Origin of the sequence: Marinoscillum furvescens DSM 4134 (assembly GCF_003386095.1) — a bacterium.
Taxonomy (GTDB): Bacteria; Bacteroidota; Bacteroidia; order Cytophagales; family Cyclobacteriaceae; genus Marinoscillum; species Marinoscillum furvescens.
In genome coordinates this window covers 22,478-42,817 of sequence record NZ_QREG01000030.1, presented here as the reverse complement: position 1 = coordinate 42,817, position 20,340 = coordinate 22,478, and the positions used below count along the sequence as shown (strand labels likewise).

Annotated in this window: 17 protein-coding genes; 4 read left to right on the top strand and 13 right to left on the bottom strand. The window is 45.0% G+C overall.

The features are described from left to right. Nucleotides 1-16 precede the first annotated feature (16 nt). From C7460_RS21630 to C7460_RS21600, 7 genes are all read right to left on the bottom strand, one after another. The gene (locus C7460_RS21630; protein WP_115870234.1) at nucleotides 17-1,834 is read right to left on the bottom strand and encodes a GLUG motif-containing protein; all 1,818 of its coding nucleotides are present in this window, start codon (nucleotides 1,832-1,834) and stop codon (nucleotides 17-19) included. Next, the gene (locus tag C7460_RS21625) at nucleotides 1,834-4,566 is read right to left on the bottom strand and encodes a BACON domain-containing protein (RefSeq protein WP_170148133.1); all 2,733 of its coding nucleotides are present in this window, start codon (nucleotides 4,564-4,566) and stop codon (nucleotides 1,834-1,836) included. The genes C7460_RS21630 and C7460_RS21625 overlap by 1 nt, the downstream gene beginning before the upstream one ends. A gap of 39 nt (nucleotides 4,567-4,605) precedes the next feature. After that, nucleotides 4,606-5,706 (bottom strand): hypothetical protein, encoded by a 1,101-nt coding sequence (locus C7460_RS21620; RefSeq protein WP_147303046.1) that lies wholly within the window; start codon nucleotides 5,704-5,706, stop codon nucleotides 4,606-4,608. Between the two features lie 17 nt (nucleotides 5,707-5,723). Next, the gene (locus C7460_RS21615; protein WP_115870231.1) at nucleotides 5,724-6,500 is read right to left on the bottom strand and encodes a DUF5683 domain-containing protein; all 777 of its coding nucleotides are present in this window, start codon (nucleotides 6,498-6,500) and stop codon (nucleotides 5,724-5,726) included. A gap of 30 nt (nucleotides 6,501-6,530) precedes the next feature. Then, nucleotides 6,531-7,187: a hypothetical protein gene (locus C7460_RS21610; protein ID WP_115870230.1), complete on the bottom strand. Its 657-nt coding sequence runs from the start codon at nucleotides 7,185-7,187 to the stop codon at nucleotides 6,531-6,533. A 136-nt stretch (nucleotides 7,188-7,323) separates the two neighbouring features. Then, entirely contained in the window at nucleotides 7,324-8,100 is a 777-nt protein-coding gene (locus C7460_RS21605; RefSeq protein WP_115870229.1) for a response regulator transcription factor, read from the bottom strand. A 10-nt stretch (nucleotides 8,101-8,110) separates the two neighbouring features. After that, on the bottom strand, nucleotides 8,111-9,982 hold the full coding sequence (locus C7460_RS21600; protein WP_147303045.1) for a tetratricopeptide repeat-containing sensor histidine kinase: 1,872 nt from the start codon (nucleotides 9,980-9,982) through the stop codon (nucleotides 8,111-8,113). 487 nt (nucleotides 9,983-10,469) lie between these two features. On the opposite strand from C7460_RS21600, the gene C7460_RS21595 reads away from it, so the two are divergent. Together C7460_RS21595 and C7460_RS21590 are read left to right on the top strand one after the other, a co-directional pair. Then, a complete protein-coding gene (locus C7460_RS21595) occupies nucleotides 10,470-11,108 on the top strand; it encodes a hypothetical protein (RefSeq protein WP_115870227.1) in 639 nt (212 codons plus the stop codon). Continuing rightward, nucleotides 11,105-12,259, top strand: a complete 1,155-nt coding sequence (locus C7460_RS21590) for a hypothetical protein (protein WP_115870226.1) — start codon at nucleotides 11,105-11,107, stop codon at nucleotides 12,257-12,259. Before C7460_RS21595 ends, C7460_RS21590 begins: the two co-directional genes overlap by 4 nt. On the opposite strand, the gene C7460_RS21585 is transcribed toward C7460_RS21590, so the two are convergent. Further along, nucleotides 12,256-13,380, bottom strand: coding sequence for an aminotransferase class I/II-fold pyridoxal phosphate-dependent enzyme (locus tag C7460_RS21585; protein ID WP_115870225.1), 1,125 nt, complete (start codon nucleotides 13,378-13,380; stop codon nucleotides 12,256-12,258). The genes C7460_RS21590 and C7460_RS21585 overlap by 4 nt on opposite strands. Before the next feature lie 228 nt (nucleotides 13,381-13,608). Here C7460_RS21585 and C7460_RS21580 point away from each other — a divergent pair, with 228 nt between their 5' ends. After that, nucleotides 13,609-14,544: a lipid A deacylase LpxR family protein gene (locus tag C7460_RS21580; RefSeq protein ID WP_170148132.1), complete on the top strand. Its 936-nt coding sequence runs from the start codon at nucleotides 13,609-13,611 to the stop codon at nucleotides 14,542-14,544. Here C7460_RS21580 and C7460_RS21575 read toward each other — a convergent pair. After that, nucleotides 14,541-15,512 carry an NADPH:quinone oxidoreductase family protein gene (locus C7460_RS21575; protein ID WP_170148131.1) on the bottom strand — a complete coding sequence of 324 codons (972 nt, stop codon included), beginning with the start codon at nucleotides 15,510-15,512 and terminating at the stop codon, nucleotides 14,541-14,543. The genes C7460_RS21580 and C7460_RS21575 overlap by 4 nt on opposite strands. Before the next feature lie 153 nt (nucleotides 15,513-15,665). Here C7460_RS21575 and C7460_RS21570 point away from each other — a divergent pair, with 153 nt between their 5' ends. Then, nucleotides 15,666-16,151, top strand: a complete 486-nt coding sequence (locus C7460_RS21570) for a DUF4199 domain-containing protein (RefSeq protein ID WP_115870222.1) — start codon at nucleotides 15,666-15,668, stop codon at nucleotides 16,149-16,151. Here the strand turns inward: C7460_RS21570 and arsC are convergent. The 4 genes from arsC to ftsA form a co-directional block, all read right to left on the bottom strand. After that, complete coding sequence (gene arsC / locus C7460_RS21565) at nucleotides 16,148-16,489, bottom strand: arsenate reductase (glutaredoxin) (protein ID WP_115870221.1); 342 nt, start codon at nucleotides 16,487-16,489, stop codon at nucleotides 16,148-16,150. The two genes, C7460_RS21570 and arsC, sit on opposite strands and share 4 nt — an antisense overlap. Before the next feature lie 181 nt (nucleotides 16,490-16,670). Further along, nucleotides 16,671-16,967 carry a hypothetical protein gene (locus tag C7460_RS21560; protein WP_147303044.1) on the bottom strand — a complete coding sequence of 99 codons (297 nt, stop codon included), beginning with the start codon at nucleotides 16,965-16,967 and terminating at the stop codon, nucleotides 16,671-16,673. A 320-nt stretch (nucleotides 16,968-17,287) separates the two neighbouring features. Next, complete coding sequence (ftsZ, locus tag C7460_RS21555) at nucleotides 17,288-18,889, bottom strand: cell division protein FtsZ (protein ID WP_115870219.1); 1,602 nt, start codon at nucleotides 18,887-18,889, stop codon at nucleotides 17,288-17,290. 52 nt (nucleotides 18,890-18,941) lie between these two features. Then, entirely contained in the window at nucleotides 18,942-20,237 is a 1,296-nt protein-coding gene (ftsA, locus tag C7460_RS21550; RefSeq protein WP_115870218.1) for a cell division protein FtsA, read from the bottom strand. Nucleotides 20,238-20,340: the final 103 nt, after the last annotated feature.

The following is a 20,340-nucleotide window of genomic DNA, read 5'->3' as shown; positions in this document are numbered from 1 at the left end:
TCTATAGAGTGTGGTGTCAATTATTATTCATCATTCGATCCCATTGGACATCCAGGCCAACAGGCATGTTTTTGAGGGCAGGATAGACATTGGCATCACCAAAGTCCCATGAGGTTTCGTCCCAGGTGAGGTATATGCTCACATCAGAAGTGACACCTTTAAGGGTTTGTGTGGGATAGCCCACACCTCCGTATGATGAATCCATGCCACTGCTGGTCACGTCCCAATAATTGGTGCCTGTCACCGAGCCACTATTGCGTCCAAGTAGACCTCCGGTTTTACTAGCTCCAGATACGGTACCAATAGCATAAGAGCTAACTACTGTACCGGAGTTATCTCCAATCAAACCGCCTACATAGTAGGAGTTAGATTCCACTGCCCCGGTAGCATAGCAGTTGGATAGCTCTCCGGAGAATGCCCCTATCAATCCACCAACAGATTGACCATTGGCTATTACCCGACCGGTAGCGTAACAAGAAAGCACGCGAGGGTAACCGGAATAGCGAGCTCCTATCAGCCCTCCCACATCGCTCACACCGCGCACGGTGGCGGTTGAGAAGCTGTTTAGCACGTAAGGTCTGTCGGAACTTCTATAGCCTAAAAGGCCTATCAAGCCACCCACCTGATTGCCACTGGCTTTTGATAACCCTTCGCTAAACGACTGCTCCACAGTTCCATTTATCTGCCATCCTAATAAAACACCTACGCTGGACGAGCCCGATACCGTACCCGAAACAGAGCAGCCGTAGATCCGCCCCTTGCTGGCACCAACCAGGCCCCCTACATACGAATCTCCCGATATGGAAACATCAAGAAGAGCCACATCCTCAATGGAAGCACTCTCCGCCGTATAAGCAAAAAGACCCACGTAATCGGCCTGACTCTCTATGCTTAGATGGCGGATGTAGTGGCCATTACCTACAAATTTTTTAGGAAAATCCTTTTTTTGATGGGCTCCAATCGGAATCCAACCACCCACAGCACTCAGTTGCTCCTTCAATGCAAGATTGCGATAACTCGTATCGGCTTCAAAATCCAGGTTCGTAACCAATTCAAAACCTACAAACGCATCGAAAGTATCTCGATGATGCTCGATACTCATGCGATAAAGGTCATCGATGGTTCGAATATCAATCAGCCTGTCATGATCCTCATCCACCCAGTTCAGATCATCAGGGTTTTGAGTGTTGTACTTCAGTGTGATCTCATGCTTTCGATTGCCAATACTCGCGTGAATGAGGGAGCGCTTTACCCCCGAAGTAAAAACTGTCCGATCTACCGATACAATCACATCCACAAAATCATGAGTGGCATGAGATGCACTTATCACTCCAGTCTGGGGACTGATGGTGAGGTTGGGATCGTCTGTAGACAGATTAAATTCCGCATCAAACGAAGTATTGTTTTCCAGTCTCACAGCAACCTCACTTTCGAAAAAGCCCATATCTATGGATGATGTAGAAATGGCTATCGTTCGCAATCGCTCCAACGCCACATCCACACTTATCTGCTTGTCCGTAACATCGTGGCGGAAAGCATTGGTCTGAAAATCTCTTGCCGATACCTCAAAATCATAGCTACCTAACTCAGCAGCCAAAACAGGTATTGTAAACGAATAAAAGCCTTCTTCATCCGCCGTAGTATGGTAACCATCGACCACAACCTCCGCATGAGGAACACCCACAGGAATTTCCAAAGCCTCAATCACAAGGCCAGAAATGGACACCTCCACAGTACCTTCCTCACCCTCCTCTGAAAGGTCGAGACCCAATTCTCCACAGCCCCACAAGCCCCAAAGCAGTAAACAGACGATATAGTAATAAAATCGATTCATCACCGCTGAGCATCTACTCCGTTAGGCATATCTTTCAGTGCCGGGTATTGACTGGCATTTCCAAAGTCCCACGCTTCACTACTCCAGGTGGTATAGATGCTTGTATTGGAAGTGACACCTTGAAGAGTGGTAGTAGTCTGTCCGGTAGCATCTCCTGCCGAAGTATCTACGCCGCTGGCATCCATGTCCCAGTAGTTAGTGGAGGATACGCTTCCAGAGTTTCTTCCTACAAGACCTCCAACACTTGAACTACCCTCTACTGCACCAATAGCATAGGATGTATTTATGGTACCTGCATTATTACCAACGAGACCTCCCACATAATAACTCTCAGCTGACACATCACCTGTAGCATAGCACGAAAGTATCTCACCTCCACTGAAGCTACCGATCAGCCCCCCTACATCTTGAGAGGTGGACTCCACATTGCCTTTGGCATAACATGACTCTACAACCCCTGAACCGGTATACCGATAACCTATCAATCCTCCTGTGTGCCTGGCTCCCGAAACCTTGGCCGTGGAGTATGAATACTCTACTTTCCACTCATCACTACTTCTAGTTCCGAGATAGCCTATCAAACCACCTACTCCATATCCATCAGAATCTACAACCCCTGAGGAGTAACAGCCACTAATCTCACCTTTTTCATGTACCCCTACGAGTAAACCCAGAGCGTAATCAGTGGAACTGGCATTACCAGTAACAGAGCAGTTGAGAACATCCCCACGATTGTGTCCTATCAACCCTGCTGTATTGCGGTACCCAGAGAGAAATTTAATGGTGACATTTATGTTGCGAATTTCCGAGCGGAAAGTAGTGGACGCAAACAAAGCAGAATTAGACGAAGTACGATTGATCGATAAGTTTGAAATCGTAAACCCATTTCCCTCAAACTCAGCATTGAAATCACCATTAGACAGACCTATAGGTTCCCATCCACTTCCAGAAGTATAAGATGACTTTTTGGAGGCATCTTTGTAACTATCCGAATCCTCGAAGTTGAGGTCACGCACCAGCTCATAGCCTGTAAAGCCCCCATCGGGTGCCCCTGCCAGCGAACTTCCATCAGCATCTAAGTCATTTCGGATCGCATCCAGGTCTTCAATCGTGAATATTTCTATCAGTCCATCATTGTCGTCATCAGCATCTACTGAATTCACTACACCATCATTATCATCATCCTCATTTCCTCCACCTCCAGAGCCGGACTCATTCACGGTCATAATTACTTGCACCTCATCATCACCTCCATTTCCCGAAAACTGAAGCTTGGCGCTGTAGTCACCGTTGACCAGACCAGCTCTGTTCACAAAAACCTGGATCACCTCTGACTCAGAAGCCGCAACATTCCCCTCAGCCGCACTGAGTGAGAGCCAGGACTCACCGGCATCTATGGCTATGTTGGCACTCCAGGCCAGACTAGCAGATCCGGTATTTTGAATATTCAAATCAAGCGATGTAGTTTCTTCTCCAAAATTCATGGTCGTTTGGTCAATCACAATAAAGGCTCCTGAAGCATCCACTTTCTCTGCAAGCACTCCTAGTACTGCCACACCAGCAGTTTGAGACTTGAAAGAAACTGAAGTCTGATTGCTTCCGATGGACAGTTTGGAGCGATCAACAGTGAAAGTGAAGGAGGTTTGATTTTTCCCAGTGAGCGTGCCACTTGTCTTATTTACGCTCAGCCAGTCCGCAGAAATTTCTACAGCGTACGTGATGTCTGCAGAATTAGGGTTGCTCAGCGAAACCTCCTTGGAATTATCCCCTGTACCGAAATCGATTTCATCTGGATTTATTTCCATGGATTCTAAAGGTGCTTTGGTCATCAACACCTGAACAGTAATAGCCCCACTACCCGGGATATTAATAATTACAGCCCCACTGTAGTCACCTTCTTCAAGCCCAGTCTTATCCACAGTCACAGAAAGATTGTCTTGATTGAGACCATTTACAGTACCGGTAGATTTACTTATCTTGATCCAGTTTTCCGTTTTGGTCACTTCATAGGAAACCGCCGAGTTTATCGTGTTTTTCAAAATGAGGGATTTCTCATCTTCATCGGAGCCAAAGTCAAGTTGAGTTGGAGAAATTTCCAATGGGGTTTCAGGGTTGTTCAAAGCAGTGACTACTAAATCCACCGATGCTCTATTGGCAACATTTACCGTCAGTGTGGCTTCATTGAGGCCAAGTTCCATCTTTGACCTGTCTACAGACACCAGGATGTTTGCACTGTTTTGAGACTGAAGGGTGCCTGATGACTTGCCTGTTGTGATCCAGCTACTGGGGGCTTCTATCTGATAGCTAATCTCAGTAGAGATCACGTTTTTAAAAGAGAGTGATATTTCTTTTTTGGACTCACCAAAATCCAAACTGGATGGACTTACCGTGATAGCAGGCTTTGGTGTAAGTGAAATATCTACCGAGGACTGATCCAAACTTCGCACTGTAATGTCCCCGGACTCAGCAGGCTCAAAATCAGGATGACTCACTGCCACTTTATAGTCCCCAATTGTGAGGTTTTCAAAAAGAAAGCGGCCGTCTGTACCCGTAGTTTTGGACTCGGATTTCGCACCCACCAACGTGACCACAGCCTGTGCCACAGGTTCTCCAGATCCAGAAGAAAGTGCATTGGTCACAGTACCTTCCAAAGCCCCACTCAAGACGGTCTCTTCATCTTGACAAGCAAAAATGATTAAAGACAACAGAAGCATAAGAACGAATGCTTCCATGTGGATAAATTTCTGATTAATTAACATAGTATTCCTTTCTTATCTTTTTAGTTCGGTTAGTTTCTGTTGGATTATAGACCACTGAGGTCTGAGATTGAGTGCTTCCTCCAAATCAGCAATCGCATTAGTACGGTCACCCATGGCCAGGTAGGAAAAGGCTCTGGCTGCATAGTCTCCTGCTCGCTGAGGCTCCCTGTTTTCTATAGCAATAGAGTAGTATTTTACTGCCTCCTGATAGTCTTCCATACCGAAATAAGCCCGAGCCTTTTCCGTGTAAGCATTCCAGTAATTTTTATCCAATGAAATGGCACTATTGGCTTCAATCAGCGCTTTCTTGTAGAGACCAAGCTCGTTGAGATACTTGGCCTTGTTGCGATACGCAGCGGTATAGTCGGGTTTGTATTCAGTGGCCTTGCCATAGTAGGCCACGCGATTGATATGATCCCCCTCAGAAACGCCTCTGATAGCTCGAGCCTTCTCAAACCACATTTTAGCATAGGACGTATAGTCGAGGTTGCGACTGAGGTCAATGTATTTTTTACTTAGTGAGGCCGCATTAGTCCAGCCGTGGGCTATGGCATTAAGTCTGTCACTTCGAGCCGGATGAGTCTTGGAAGCTTTCTCTCCCCCGGCATTTTGCATGGCGGCTTGCGCTTCTTCCAGAGTGGCTCCCAGCCTATTGAGCGCAAACCCGGAAAACTCGTCTGCGTCCAGCTCTTTCTCAGGTCTGCTACCTACCCCATCCAGTGTATGGGCGTTGAGATGATGGCCTATCTCATGTGCCAAAATACTTACTGATGCCCAGTCCGTCTGAGATTTCATTCCTATCCGCTCCAAAAACCCTTCATCGTAGATGATGTACCTAATATGACCTATATCACCTTCCAGATTTACGGCAAATGCGTTGTTAATATTGGAGCACTGTACCACCAGGAAGTTCATTTGCAATCCCAATTGATTTAGAATTTTCCGAATGGATTTTTCAGCGTCTTCTGAACTCTCAAAGCCTAACTGTGGGCATATTTGCTCCTTGGAAAATTTGGCATTGTGTCCGTAATAGCCACATGCTTCCACGCTTTGAGCTATACTTACACCGCCATTTAGCAATAAAACCAGCATGATTAAAAAGCAACTTTTCATAGCTTGTGCCTTTATCACTAAAACATCAGTTTCAACCCTGCCTGATGCCCCGTAAAAGCCCACTGCAGTCGACTTTTTGACCCTTCAAAAACGTAAAGATTCTTATCAGACGCGGTGGCATCTACGATGTTAATAATCCAGAGGGCTGCAGCACCTACGCCTAATATTGTACCGGTGGTCTTCCAGGTTTTGGCGTTTTTGTCGTATGAATTGTATTGCGCCAGATCCCCTTGCATCAGTGCCAGATTGGCCTGATCACGTTGCTCACCTGATTGGCTAAAACTGAATATAGTACCTGCGATCAGCCCTACTTGTCCAATACTAAAAAACAGTCCTTTTGAGGGTTCTTTATTGTAAAACTGCCCCCAACCTGGCACCAGCGAAGATCTCCAAATGAAATGCCCCTTAGACATGACTCCTCCATCTGTACGCTCTCCACGTTTAGGGGAACCAATTAAGGTGTAGAAATATTGACCATCATTCCATTTTTTCACCGGAAAAACGAGAAGGGTTTTATTCTTTACTTTGACCTGACCACTGCGTTTAAACTCACTATTGACCTGTTCGTTGATGATTTCTCGCTTTTGCTCCACAGAAAAGCCGGCTACTACAAGTCCCCGCTGTATGGCTAACGCCTCCAGGGCATCTAAAAACGCCTCGTCACGAGAAGAACCCTCACCCACGAAGTAGTCAAACATTTGAGACTCTGACTGAGGGTTTTCGTTGATCCATTTTGGCTGCGCATAAAGCGAAATACCGCATAGCAGTGCACATATTAAGAAGGTAGGTTTCATAATAAGGTGGTGATTGATTAAAAGAAAAATTTAGAAATCGCCCAGATCGCCATCATCCGCTTCTTCAGCGGCTGTTTCGATGGCGGCCATTACTGCACTAGTCTTATCTGATATGGAAAGTTGCTCCATCGCTTTGGATAGGTTCTCTTTGACCGTCTTGGCATTGATGGAGTAGAGAAAGTAGACTTGCCAGTACACTTTATTGGTTTCTTTTTCCAGGACTTTCTGCCAATAACTGGCCACACGTGTAAAACCGGTGAAATTAGCAGCAGTTTTCATCTTCTCAGTGCGTGTAAACAACCTATCACGCGCCTCTTCTGAGATCGTCACGTCGTTTTTCACCGATGCGTCAATCTCCTGCTTCAGTATACTAGCAAACTCAAAAGAAGCATTTAGAGCAGCTACTCTACGAGTATCATCCAAAGAAAATAAATCGGTAGAGCCATTATTAGCTACCTCCCGAGCAGTTGCTACAAAAAGGTAAACATCATCCTTTTTGTCCATCTTAATCTTATTAGCTCTGCCCTTTCCCAGTCTCTTAAAGTCTTTTCCTCGAGACCAGTTTACCCAGTGAGGTTTATTCCCACTGTCTTCTAGCTTTTTCTCCTTTTGGCCGAAGGCATTCGTGCAACCAATTGTAAATACAGCAAAAGAAATTAGAATCAGATGTCTGAATGATTTAGTCATAGCAGTGAATTGTTATTTCAATTGTAAAATTCACTGATTGACCAATGACCTCACAGAAGTGATTATTTTTTCCGTTTAACCTACACAAACAACGCTAAAAACGACCAAATTTGACGTCTAAAAATACCGTTTTACACTATATTTGATGAAATTTATCGGTAATAGACTTGCGGTACCTTGATCCAAGAGTAATTTCTTCATCGGCAATGAGTACAGCCTTTTTAAAAGATCCGCCAGAAACATCCTGAAGATCCAAAACACGTTCTACGTGCATAGTATTGATGATATAGTAACGTGACGCCCTACATAAGTTTGGATAAAAAGACAGGCGTTCCTCTATTTTTGACAAATTTAGCGCTATAGTGGGCAAGAGCCTGGGGTCTGCATTCAGTCGGTCTTTGGTCATAATTACCGCCGTATCTCCTCCATTGGATTTAATCCATAAGATATCATCGAGTTGTATGGAATATCGACCTCTTCCATTTTTCACAAAAATTCGATCATTCAATGTCTCAGTAGATGGACCATAACTCCCCATTGATCCACTATTGACTGCATTGAATATGGCCATCTTTAGTTCATTATTTGTAAATGGCTTATTCAGAAATGCAATGGGTTTAGTTTTGGTGATTTCGTGTAAAGTCTGATCATCTTCCCGACTTGTGAGGTAAATCACTTTGACTTCACCATGTGCTTGTAACCTTGCAGCTAAATCTATACCGGTCAGCTTACCAGCCAGATTAATATCCATTACAGCTATGTCAGGTAAGTCACCTTTAACCTCTCCCCAGGCCTCCTCTCCAGAGGTAAATGGCCCCAGGATATCGCTATAGCCAAACATTTTTAGACGATCAATGATATCATACCCCAGTACCAACTGATCCTCTACTACTACAATTTTAGGCACTTCCATTGTTAGTTTATCAAAAGGTTATTTCATAGCGCAATCCACCTTCACTAATCACTTGCACATCGGCTTTTAACTGCTTACACAAGATTCGAATAAGTCTTATACCAAAGCTATCAGTTTCATACCAATCTACCGAATCCGGTAATCCAGGCCCATCATCTTGCATCACAAGAGCCTGTTTACCACGGTCCAATGTTACTTGAAGTAAGAATTTAGACTCATTGGAAAGCCCATATTTGGCTGCATTAAGAGAAACTTCATTTACGATCAACCCAATGGCAAATGCCTGATTATTGTCCCACGATATATTCGGAATGCTTATCAAACGCTTGTTAGAGCCTAAACCATAAGCGTCAAGGGTATTTTCAACTACCTCTACTAAAAATGGTGCTGCCTTCACGTGTTCCCCGTCATCACTTCCGAAAAGTTTGGTATAAAGTATGGAAATACTCTCTATTCTCAACTTTTCAGCCAATAAAACATCATAGATTTCTTCATCTTTAAAATGCGGAAGTTGTGAGTTCAGTATTCCTATAATTCCAGCTAGTGAATTGACCGTGAAGTGAAAATTTTGACGATTGAGAGCGTCTATCTGTTCGTTACTAATCACCAAATCCTGGTTTACTCTTCTTAGTCGCTGGCGCTGACGGTAAATCACCGCAAAAAGCATAAGAAAGACGATGAACACTATGATCATCACCCCCACCAAAAAGGAATTTCTCTTAGCAGAAGCCACAGCATCCTTTGCGCGCTCTCGAGCACGATTTGCTTCAGTTTCTTTCTGATCAAGTTCATGTTCTTTTACCACACGTTCAGTAGCTAGCTTTCCATTATGAAATAGGGAGTCATTTAGCTGAGACCAGTGTTTTAAAAAACCAAAAGCTCGCTGATAATCAGCCAATCGGAAATAAATATCAGATAAAACTTCATAGCAATCCAGCAACAGCTCACCTGCCTGCTGACGTTCCGCATAGGCTAGCGCTTCGAACACCTTATCTCGGGCTAACCGTGTATCCCCGCTTTGTAAGGCGAGCTGAGCCTGATAGCAAAAGGTACGTGCCTGCAAAGCCCCGTTCCCTTGCCGAGTGCTTACGTCTTGAGATAGTGAAAAATAATGAGCAGCGGAATCAAGGTTTCGCTGCTTGAGGTGGAGTTCACCAATACTGTTAAGTGTGTAACCCAGGGATGAAGAATCAGATAGTAAGGAGTGTCTAAGTGATTGATCTAAATAAAAACGAGACGAATCCAACATTCCTTCCTGTAGAAAGGACAGCCCCATATTGTTGTATACTTGCGCTTTGCGTCGTGATGAGGTGCCTCCAGCTAACATCAAAGCCTTTCGATACTCGGTGATGGCCTGTCTATATTCGCCCTGATCAAAATAGATATTACCAATGGCAATATGAATAGGTCCTACTTTATATGAATAATGTGGCCTAAGCAAGTCGGATGCCATGAGATACAATGCGATCGCCTCAGTATGCCAGCCTAATGATTCATACACATTACCAATATTTCGCCATCTACCTGCAAGAGAAAGTGTATCACTCCGCTCCAGATCCACTTGTTCAGATCTCCTGTAGTAATGAAGGGCACTGTCATACTGGCCCATTTTTTTATAACACAACCCAATATCATTGATCAAATTGGAATACATATTGATACTATCAGAGGGAACCATCTGATGAATCGCCTGCCGGTAAAAGATGATCGCACTATCGTAATTTCTTCTGTAGTAAAATGAATCTCCACGTTTTAGCAAGGATATCGATTGAGTCAAGTGAGGATTCACCCGTTTGATGTTAGTGGCTTCTTGACAAGCCGTAGCTAACATTACTATCACAGAAAGAATCACTTGGCGATACATATGATTCAATAATAACAAGAGCTTGTCAAAAATGACAAGCTCTCGCTCATAAACCTAGTCTTAATCGTCACAGTCACCTTTACAATCTGGATCTACCGGCTCTCCAGAGTTGCCAGTTTGGGTGGGCTGGATGGTTGGTTCTTCCAAACCGTAATCGCAAGAAAAAACCATACAAGACATCAAAACAACAAGTAACATTAACGCATTTTTCATTTCATTGATATTTAGAAAAAGGCGTCTTGCAAGACTAAAAAAGGGTATTTACAGAATCGATATGGCTCAGTCCCTCACTTCCCGAGCTGCTGCAGATGAGCCCGACGGTTGCCGATGCACATCACCAATATTCACGATCTGGGGTCTGGCGGTGATGTGAATTACTTGTGATTCCAGCGATTCCAATGGAAATTCCTGGGATTCCTATGAAATTCCGAAAGGATAATTAAATTGACTTATAAATAGTTAGGCACAAAAACTGACTCCCACTCTAAGGGGTACCTTTAAAATCATGTACTTAAGAATCTTCACACTTTTTTTATCTATTGCATGGAATCTTGGGCCTATTCATGCCCAGTCAGGAGTAGCATACAGAACAAAATCACTTTGGAACGACTCTTATGTTAAAATTGATGCGCGTGATCTTCCCTTGAATACCGAGGATGGCGAAGATATCAACAGTCCCTTAGGAGGGTTTAATAAGACGCTTATATCTAAAAGTGAAGGATATCAGCAACCTCCTACTCTCGCAGAAAATTATCTGGAGATAGGAATTGATCTTGACAACCAAAGCGGTTCCGAGCTACTAATCGATAACATTAAGGTTATTCCTAAAAACTCAACAAACATTGAACACCTCATCACAAACAGGGGATCATGGACAGGACTAATGGCCAGCCAGCACTACTTTGGTGCGGTGGATATTCGTCTACAATCGCTATCAATGCCTACCACGCTAGTGCCTGAAAATTTGGTACTAGAGCAATCAGGAGATCAAAGACTACAATTGTCTATAGATGCAAGGGAGTTAGCGAAAGGAAAGGGAACTAAACTATTACAATTTGTAATTTGTGTGGAGGCTATAAACCTAACCTCCAATGAAAAATTTGAAATCAGGTCTGATAGGGCCTATCACATTGTGGTGAAATGAAACTTGAGCATTTTAAAAAGAAACTAGATCAATTTGATTTAGAAATAGATGATTTCATCACACATCATACGCCACAGCAAGTTGCTAATGCACTGCGTAATTATGTACTTGCGGTAGTTGCAGAAAATATATCACACCCTGTTCTTAGGCAAGAAATAACCTTAGTCAAGAATTCACCTCGTCTGACACCAGCAGCATTAAAGCGAATCGTAAATCGAACCATAATTCTTAGACTTTCTGAAAAAAAGACACAACTCCAAGCAGGAATCATCTATCGATATTTCTGTGGTGCCTATTCAACTGACCTCAAAGGATTCCAAAAATCTGAAAAAGGCTTAGAAATAATATACTCAGGCAATTGCCCGGACAAAGAATTGATCAACGACCTGGATAAGTACAGGGCATTGAGTAACATTTTCAGTAAAGAGAAATCCATTCCGAGTACTGTCACTTTAAAAGCATGCATGGTGTTACTAGATGTGAGAAAAAGTACTGTGGAAAAATTCATGGATTTGAAGGTAGAAACCCCTGAACCCCACACGAAACTTCGTTCTCGCTCGGTTTCATCTATAAGTAAAACTATCATTTTACTCGCAATAGGCTGCTTTACGGCAGGACTGGTCCTCTACTTTACCATCGCATCAATCAGCCCGACGATTAGTGAACGTAAACCGATACCCTCCTCCGAAGTGTTTAACAACACATACCCGCTACAAAAAGCAGACGGAGATAACCGACTGGTGGTGGACATTCTAGGAGTTCACTCCAAAGTAGAAAGTGGTCTTTTGCTAAATCCGCCAACACTTTCACTTTTAAGATTCAAAGTATCTAACTATACAGATTATAATGTATTTCCAGACAAGATCATTGTACAAGGAGCACGGAGAAAAGAAACCAGCAATAATGAACCACATGCTGCGATAAGATTCGATACGGAAAACACCCCAACCCTTAGAATCTCTTCTACCAGGAGCCTAGATGGCTTTTCTCTCATCAATGACGAGGCTTTTCCGTTCCTACCCCCAGACTCATTCACCACTGGAGAACTTTTAATTTCGTCGGATAATTCCAAAAGCTTAACCCTGAGAATCCTTTTACATGACGAAGCGAATGACCATGAAATCATGAGTACAACCGTGGAAATACCCTAACCCACCAACTTTAAAAGCAAAGACGTCAAAGCCTCCAGCTCCTGTTTTGTATTGTGAGTGTGGAGGCTTATTCTTAGGCGTTCGGTGCCACGCTGTACTGTGGGGGAAAGCACCGGTCGCACATCAAAGCCTGCCTCCTGGAGCTGCGAAGAAATGGATCGAGCACGTTCATTGCTACCGATGATGATTGGCTGTATAGCCGTATCACTTATGAAGGCCGGCCACAGCTTCTGGAAAGCAGCAATGCGGTCATTGAGCTCTTGCTGCAAATTTTCATTGGCTCGTAAAAACCGAAAGGCCTCCCGGATGCTCAGTACGCTATGCGGTGGCAGTGAGGTGGTATAAATGAAAAGCCTGCCAAAATTGACGAGGTAGTCTTTGAGCACCTGACTCCCTGCCACACAAGCTCCATGTACGCCCATACCTTTACCAAAGGTGTAGACACGAGCGAACACCCGATCTGCCAGTCCTTCAGCCACCAGCATGCCAGCACCTGCTGCCCCATAGCAACCTGTACTGTGCGCTTCATCTACGATCAGATAGGCACCATACTGTTCACAAAGCTCAATGATCGCTAGCAAGGGTGCCACATCACCATCCATGGAAAATACGGTCTCTGTAAGCACAAAACACCTACCGGAGGCCCGTTGGAGACGTGCTTCCAGGTCCTCCAGGTCATTGTGTCGAAAGGCCACCGTGGCAGCTCTGCTGAGCCAGGCACCTTCTTTGAGGCACACATGGGCAAGCTGGTCATAGAGGATGGTATCTCCTTTTCCGGCTACAGCCGAAACCAACGCCTGATTCGCAGCATACCCCGAATTGAAAAGCAATGCCGCCTCAGCTTCAAAAACTGACTTTAACTCATCCTCTACTTCTTCGAATAAGGGATAGTTTCCCGACAATAACCTGCTGCCTGTGCCACCGTTAGCCAGGCGCATAGATGCTGCCTCTGCAGCGATTCGCTCCCGCAATTCACCATTTTGGGATAGCGACAAGTAGTCGTTGGATACAAAATCCACTAAACCTGCTCCAGAGCGTAAGCTGCGCAGATTCCCTTGTTCCTGACGTGCGTACAGCTGGTTTTTTAAAAAGTCTAATGGGCATTGATCTTTTGTCTCCATATCTGAGTGGTACTATACCTAAAGTCGTCTTTGCAAGATTACGTAAGAAACTGCTAACTAGCCAGACGGGTATACTCGCTTCGACGCAATTTTTGTTGGCGGCACAAGGTGGACGCGATGCTCATAGGCATAATCATCCGCATCCCTTAAAATACCGCATTCAGCCACCAGTTTGGGCCAATCATCCAATAGATCCCAGTGCTTGGATAAATGAGATATCTTTGCCCTATGCATAAAACGATTGTCACGTGCGTCTTACTACTTCTGTGCCTTACTGGCAAAGCTCAAAGTGACCCGCTAAAAATGGATTTTCAGCTAGTGGTGGACAATGATGCTTTCACATTGGACTTGTCGCAAGACCAATATTACTCCAGCGGCATTTATGCAGCCGCCAGGTTTCTGATGGATAGCACCAGGGCTGTAAAGCGAGTACGAACCTATCAACTCAATCACCGCATTTATACCCCTTCCTGGATTGGGTGGGACAGTCCTTCTCTGCTGGACAGACCATACGCAGGCACCCTCTCTGCAACGCTAGGTAACGAGTATTATTTTCCTGGAAATCATTACCTAAAAGCCCATCTGGAGATTGGCTGGATGGGGCCTGGATCGCTTGTTGGACAGACGCAAAAAACCTGGCATCGATGGTTTGGCATGCCTGAGCCAAAAGGGTGGAAATACCAAATCAACAACTCTCCAATTGTGAACCTTCACCTCAAATACGCCAAAGCCCTGATTTCTACCCGAAACTTTGAATTAGTGTCCGAATCTACCGTAAGTGCAGGCTCTATCTATAATCTGGCACGGCAAGAGCTGGTGGTTCGTTTCGGAGAACTAAAGCCATTGAGCCAGTCCGCATATGTCAGCGCCTCTATTGGCAACCAAAAAGAAAAACGAATAGAGCCTTCGCTGACAGAGATTTACTTTTTTTATGCTCCAGGACTGGAATATGTGCTTTACAATGCGACACTGGAGGGCAACCTCATTGGCAAAAAATCAGAATATGCCACTGAAGCAATCGATTGGGTATGGCAGCATAAAGCTGGTCTAATGATGAGCTGGCCCCGGTTTGACCTGGCATTTACAGCATACTGGCGCACTCGCGAAAACCCCGAAGCACTCCCTCACGACTATGTGGCTATCCGAATGAATCAGCGCTTCTAAACACTCAGTACCAATTTCCCCTGAACCTCTCTTTTTTCAATAGCTTCTAGTGCTTTCTCTCCATCTTTAAGAGGCATGACATGTGAGACTTTTACATCTATCCTGCCCGCTTCCAGCCAGTTGAGCAACTGAAGCACGTTACGCCGGTTGTCATCGGGCTGATTGCGCCAAAAACTTCCCCAAAATACTCCAACGATCGAGGCACTTTTCAGCAGGGGTAAGTTCCATGGAATGGCCGGCACATTACCCGATGCAAATCCAATGATCAAATGCCTACCGCCGGGCTTAATTGCTCTAAAGGCCTGTTCCGAGCTCACCCCTCCTATCGGGTCAAAGATCACATCACACCCTCCCATCGCTTTGAGTTGTGCTTTTAAATTATCATACCCCAGGGCATCATCAGCACCGTTTTCTAGTGCAAACTGCCGCTTAGCCTCAGTGGAAGCTACTGCTATTACTTTGCAGCCAAGCACCCTTCCGAGCTGGACAGCAGCCGTGCCGGTACCACCAGAAGCCCCCAACACCACGAGTGTTTCACCAGGCTTTATCTCCGCCCGGTCTTGAAGTGCATGATATGCTGTGGCATAGGTTTCCAGCAGTGCAGCCGCCGATTCGGGCCGTGCACCCGGAGGCATCCTGTAAGTGTTGACACCTTTAGCAATCGCAAACTCCGCAAATCCCCCCCAGGTCATAGATGCCAATACCATCTCCTCTGGATGCACGTGATCCACTTGTGCGCCGGTAGAGATTACCTCTCCATAGACCTCCTGTCCGGGAGCAAACGGAAGCTCTGGCTGAAACTGATATTTGCCCCTGGTTATTAGTGTATCGGGAAAATTTACGCCACAAAATTTCACACGGATTAATACTTCATCTGGCCCGGGAGTTGGTACATCTACTTCGGAGAGCGCCAGCTGGCGTGTATCCACCGATTGACAAAGCAAGGCATTCATTTTTTTTATGCTCATAGGTTTTGATTCATTAATCATCCTCAACTTTCACCCACTCCCGCTAGTGTGTCTTGCTCTCACCGGCTCTGAAATCACCAGGAATCCCAAAAAATGGGAACAATGCAGCCATTCTAACCCTTAATATAGTAGTTACACCAAAAGGAAACAATCATGAAGACTATTGAATCTAGAGGTTTACGCTATGGCTTATCAATAACCGTAGCTCTTGTCGCTTTCTTTTTTATAATGAAAGCATTCGGTTTGATCCACAATTATGGCCTTCGGGCATTTAATGGCATCATCATGTTCGTTGGTGTATACCTGGCTATTTATCGTTATAAACAGCAAAAGCAAGAGCAGTTTGAATTCCTGCAAGGACTGGGTGTTGGGCTTATTACCACCCTGGTCGTAGCCCTTTCGTTTTCGGCATTTGTGACATTTTTTATGATGGCCAACCCTGATTTTACAGCAGCGGTAAAAGCCAACGAACCCCATGGCATCTATATCAATGAATGGGGCGTGGCGCTGGGCATCTTTATTGAGGCTGCAGCCTCCGGATTTATCTTTTCGTTTATGACCATGCAGCAGCTAAAAACCAATATACTGCCTGAAATCAAAAAGAATAAGAAGCATTTGGCTATTGATGGCAAACACTAAAGAATATCCAATACCTTTTCGGGAGGCCGGCCTATTTCGGCCTTCCCGTCTTTGATCACTATTGGCCGCTCTATCAGCTTTGGGTTCTCCACCAGAGCTTCAATCCATTCTTCATCGCTGAGCGTTTTGCCTTTAAATTGTTCTTTGTAGATTGGCTCTCCTTTGCGCACCAACTGCTCAGGCTTGATTCCCAGCATCTCTACGATTTCCTGTAACTCCTTTTTCGCTGGCGGGGTTTTGAGGTACTCTATGATAGTGATCATTTCCCCTTTTTCCTCTAGCAAATTCAGCGTTTCCCTACTTTTTCGGCATCTCGGATTATGAAATATTCTGACCATGATCTATTCATTTTGGTTGTAAATTCGAAGTTACTACAATCACTAAAAGTGTGAAAATGAATCATTAGCCATCGTAGTTTGAACAACTCAAAGACACCATGCGAAGCAGCGCATAAAAAAAGCTCCCTGCATGTACTTGCGGGAGCTTCTTCTGATTTTAAGGGGGATTTTATAGTCTTGATCAGGCACTTTGCGTGTTTAGTGACTTCACCATAGATACAGGTCCGTATTGTTTGGTTTCCATCACGGACTTTTTGCCTTTGATGAGCTGTACTTCGGTATTTGGAAATCCCAGCTCAGAATGTTTTTTAATCACTTTTTGGTAAAACGTAGAGGCTGCAACCAGCTCGCCTTTCCCAAATGAATGCCGATGCTCATGCTTTTTTACGGGCGATCCCGGCACCACATGATACATGGTCACAACTACACTATAGCTCGGTTGAAAATTCTTTAAAAAGTTAGCCCAGGCTTTTTTCATCTGTTTGGTGTTTATATTCAGCTAGTCATATTTACAGGCGCAATCCAAACATACCAACGCTTTTTTGATAGGATTCGTATGACTTTTACACCTGCCACTGACATACTGTCAATCAAGTACCAAGTTTAATAAAATGAAGTCTTAATTGAAATGTTTTTACCTAAAAGCAGCCACCAAAACCAAAAAAATAAGGCCGCCAGAAAAATCCGGCGACCCCCGTCATGTGCAGAAAACTGCTTAATCGTAAGGACTGTTATTGATTTTGCCTTGATCTGAGCACCTTCCGGCTACCATCAGGCCGCTCTCTCAAGGCACCCTCATTAGTCCACGTTATCGTGCAAATACTTATTGTTACCAAGTATTTGATTATCGTCCGTTAGATTGAACTTCGAGATGTTACGCTCTGAGCTGTGAGGCACTTTGGTGAAAGTCACCTTTTTGCGCTCATAAGCAGGCACATCAAATTTTTCTTTGAAGTTCTGAGACGAAATATCCTCTCTCTTAGATCCTTCAAGCATTTCTTCACGTTTTCTCCGCTGCTCCATCAGTTCGGCCTTTTTCGAGCGAGCGTATCCCTGCATCATGCTTTCTACCTTGAAGAAATCATCAGCATCTTGCTTGTCGTCAGTCGCCTGAGGCTTGTCATCCTCTACGTCATCAAAAATCTCATAATCGCTGCCCAGGTCAAATTCAAAAGCTTCTTCCTTTTCCTCTTCTTCGTCCTCCTCTTCTACAGCCTTGCGGATTTCTCTTTTCAGAAAATCATATTTGAAAGAATTCTCTGAAGCTTCTTCTTGTGGAGACTCTGGTCTAAAATCATCCTTTTTTTCCTGATCCTTTACATCAAAAAGCTTGATCTGACGTGATGATTCCAGGTCGTACACCTTTTTGGTATCTTCCGTCTTTGGTGTATTTTCTTTTTTCACAGGGATGGGACGGATCTCCGAGTCGTTATCAAAGCCAGTGGCAATTACTGTCACGCGGATGTTTTCGCCAAGGTCCTGATCCACACCGTGACCGAAGATCACCTCAGCTTCATCGCCAGCGAACTCCTGCATGTAATCGGTGATATCTGCCAGCTCGTCCATTTGGAGCTCCGCATCCTCACCAGACATGATCGAAAGCAAGATCTTCTCCGCTCCCGTAATGTTTTGGTTGTTGAGCAGCGGCGAGTTAAGTGCTTCTTCTGCTGCTCGGCGTGCTCTGTTTTCACCATAAGTTTGTGCTGATCCCATCACAGCGGCACCTGCATCCTTCATTACGGTTTTCACATCTTCAAAATCGACGTTTACATAGCCAGGCACAGTAATGATCTCCGCTATGCCTTTAGCAGCCGTGGTAAGCACGTTATCCGCCTGACCAAATGCCTCTCGGATGGCCAGGTTGCCAAAAATCTCTCTTAGCTTGTCATTGAGAATGACGAGCACGGTATCACAGTTGGCTTTCAGCTCAGCGATACCTTCATTGGCTGCCTTCATCTTTTTGCGACCCTCAAACACGAATGGAGCCGTAACGATACCCACGGTAAGGATATCCAGCTCTTTCGCCACCTGAGCGATCACTGGTGCAGCACCTGTACCGGTACCACCTCCCATACCTGCGGTGATAAACACCATCTTGGTATCTTCAGAAAGCAACTCCCTGATGTCTTCTTTAGATTCTAATGCCGCATGCTTACCCTTCTCAGGGTTGGCACCAGCACCCAGACCTCCGGTGAGGTTGACTCCTAGCTGGAGTTTGGTAGGCACCGGACTGCTTTCCAGTGCCTGAATGTCTGTGTTGCACACCACAAACTCTACATCCTTGATCCCAAGGTTGTACATGTGGTTGACTGCATTGCTACCTCCTCCACCTACGCCGATCACTTTGATGATCGACTTGTGATGTGAGGGTAAATCGAATTGATACATATTATCTGCCATGACGTGGTTTTTTATGTAATTTCCTCAGTTAAACATCTATTTCAGTGCGGACTTAGTAGTCCTTTTCATCGTCTAAATCGTCGATGAGTAATCCCTTTGTTTTCTCAAGAATGTTCTTGAAAAACTTCGTTCCTTGTTTGTTGCGCTGCTGGTTGCGTCCTTTTGAAGTCTGGCGCTCATTGTAGCGATCTTCTCTGATGTCGATCGCGCGAAAACCAGACAACACCAAACCAATACTGGTAGCATACATTGGCGACTTGATGGTCTCCACTTTGCTCTTGCCCAGGTGCTCATTAGGATATCCAATACGCGTATCTAGCCCGGTCATGTACTCAAACAACTGCTGCAGGTTGGTGAGCTGTGAGCCACCACCTGTCACCACAATACCCGCCGCCAGCTTCTTGTTGTAGCCAGAGGTGATGATCTCGGTGTGAACCATTTCAATGATCTCTTCCATCCGTGCCTCGATGATGTGCGCGAGGTTTTTGAGGGAGATCTCTTTAGGTGCACGGTTGCGCAGCCCTGGGATCGACACGATTTCATTGGGGTTAGCTTCCTCTGAGATCGCTCTACCAAATTTCGTCTTGAGTAACTCTGCCTGATGTTCCATTACCATACAGCCCTGCTTAATGTCTGAGGTAATGATGTTGCCACCAAAAGGGATAACTGCCGTGTGTCGAATGATATTGTCATAGAATACGGCAATATCCGTAGTACCACCTCCAATGTCCACGAGGCATACACCAGCTTCTTTTTCTTCATCGCTCAACACCGCGAGACTGGATGCCAAAGGCTCCAATATCAGATTCTCAATATCAAGACCGGCACGCTTCACGCACTTGTTGATGTTATTGATTGCATTGGTCTGCGCTGTGATGATGTGGAAGTCAGCTTCCATCTTCACCCCAGACATGCCCACGGGATCTTTGATACCATCTTCGTAATCGATGATATAGTCCTGTGGCATCACGTGGATGATCTCGCTCCCCGGAGGGATCACGATGCGGTACATATCATTGTTGAGACGGTTCACATCTTCTACCGTGATCTCATCGTCCGTCTCGCGGGTGATAGAGCCATGGTGAATGGCACTTTTGATGTGCTGTCCGGCTATGCCCACGTTGACCACACGAATATCGATACCCGATTGCTCGCTGGCTTCAGCCACAGCTTTTTCGATGGCATTTACGGTTTTGTCAATGTTGGTAACGATCCCACGGATCACTCCATCAGACACAGCCTTGCCCATACCCAAAACTTCGAGCTTTCCGTACTCGTTTTTGCGCCCTACAATGGCGCATATTTTGGTGGTCCCTATGTCGAGACCTACGATGATTTTATCTTCCATTTTCTAAGCAGTTTGCGATCTTCACTGAGTTGTCAGTTGGCTGTACGTCGCCTTTATTCCCACACATGACTATAAGATTGCGGGCATCGTACGTTTGACTTAT